General features: G+C 31.1%; 3 protein-coding genes. All 3 read left to right on the top strand.

The genetic code is table 11. The features are described 5' to 3' along the window. The coding region (locus ABS768_RS17495) for an RHS repeat domain-containing protein (RefSeq protein WP_408076240.1) at positions 1-987 on the top strand (987 nt) is incomplete at its 5' end. Beyond that, positions 984-1,565 carry a hypothetical protein gene (locus ABS768_RS17500; RefSeq protein WP_408076241.1) on the top strand — a complete coding sequence of 194 codons (582 nt, stop codon included), beginning with the start codon at positions 984-986 and terminating at the stop codon, positions 1,563-1,565. The genes ABS768_RS17495 and ABS768_RS17500, both read left to right, overlap by 4 nt. 72 nt (positions 1,566-1,637) lie before the next feature. Continuing rightward, positions 1,638-1,872, top strand: a 235-nt coding sequence (locus tag ABS768_RS17505; RefSeq protein WP_408076242.1) for a hypothetical protein, incomplete at its 3' end; no start/stop codon positions are given.

The following is a 1,872-nucleotide window of genomic DNA, read 5'->3' on the forward strand; positions in this document are numbered from 1 at the left end:
CATCCTGATCACTTGGGTAGTTCAAGTTATATCAGTAACTTAGCTGGTAATGTGAGCCAGCATATAGAGTATATGCCGTTTGGTGAAATGCTGGTTGACGAGCACATTAATTCGTTTAACACACCGTTTAAGTTTAACGGTAAGGAATATGATGAGGAAACTGGAAATTATTATTATGGAGCTAGGTATTATGACCCTAAGTTGAGTATATTTATAGGAGTAGATCCATTGGCGGAGAAAACAATGAGTTCTTATGGATATTGTTATAATAACCCTATAATTTTAACAGACCCTACTGGGATGCAAGCGAGTCCAATTTATGATTTTAATGGAAATTATTTAGGTAATGATGATCAGGGCTTTAATGGAGAGATTATATTTATGGATGAAGTGGTTTTCAATAATTTAGGAGGTAGAGTTGGTGGAGATAAAAGTACTGACGGTTCTGCATCTGCATCATCAATAAGTCATGATGTTGCTCTTGCTTCTGGGATGACTCTGAATCAAGTTAGAGAAGATGGATATACTCAAAATGAAATAGATATGGTAAATAATGCTCTTACTCATGTGATCTCTTTTACTGATGGAGTAGATTTTGACCCAAGTAACCTTTTAAACGGAAAAACATCTGCTGTTTTTTATAAACAAAATTATCAAACAGATAAGACTGAATATGCAAATGCAAATAAAGCAAAGAATATATCATCTAGAGCATTATATGATACATCTGAAGGTGTGCCTCGTATAACTTATAATTTAATAGAGTTTGGTGGACATGATTTTACAGTAGAAAACTTACAAAACACATGGTTTCATGAATGGGACCAGCATCATATAAATAAGGTGCCTGGAGGCCATAATTCAGAACATGCTAAAGCTATTTATAATCAAAGTAGACATTCATCATGGATAAACACTACCGAAACTTATAAAAAGGATTTAAGAAAGGTATATAAAGGTCAAACAGGAAAAGATTTAGACAAATGAAAAAATTAATGCTAGGAATATTTCTAATTTGCTCAATATATTCATGTCGAAAAGCAAAAGAGAAGAACCTAATTGATTGTAAAAATCAATTAAAATTTAAACTTGAAAAAGTTATTGTAATTAATGAGTTTGAAGGGAATACAATATTTCTTAAGGTTAAAATAAAAAATGAATCAAAAGATACTGTATTTCTTTATGATAAAGAACCTTACGAAAACCGAAGTAAAGATATTGGTTTCTATATGGAGAATACAAAAGATACCTTAACGTTTTTATTTCAAGGAGATGGCTATATTCCTATATCACCAATAAGCAATAAATATTATTTTTTAAAAACTGTAGATGAACCTATTATTTCATTAGGAAATCCTAAAGACTCTGTTGCATTAAAAGAATATTTTTTGAAAGCAAAGCTAAAATATAATGTAGAGGATTTAGATTTAATGAAAGCTGATGATTTTAAATATAAAAAAATTAAAACATTAAGTGATAGCTTAAACCTTACAATTGATAAAGGGCTTGAATTTAAATACTTAGATTCCTTGCCTGTTGAGAAAAAAGTATGGGATTCACTGTAGACTATTTGGTAATGTATCAGATTAGGTTTTTTGATAAAATTACAATGTAACCATTTGAAAAACAGTGTTAAATTGAAAATTTTGATTAAAAAAGAGACGACCAACAGGTCGTCTTTTCTATTTTTAAGGTTTTATAATAACTTAATGTATCAAAATGGTAGTTATGGCTACCAGCAGCCGCATGCACCAAGAAAGATTACCGAATATCCGTCGTGGGTAAGTGTTCCCGGGAATGATCCCCGTGTAAGGCACAAGGAGATAGACTATGATGCCAATGGTAACCAAACCGAAATAAAGGAAAAAGTAG

Origin of the sequence: Flavobacterium rhizophilum, assembly GCF_046000485.1 — a bacterium.
GTDB classification, from domain to species: domain Bacteria; phylum Bacteroidota; class Bacteroidia; order Flavobacteriales; family Flavobacteriaceae; genus Flavobacterium; species Flavobacterium rhizophilum.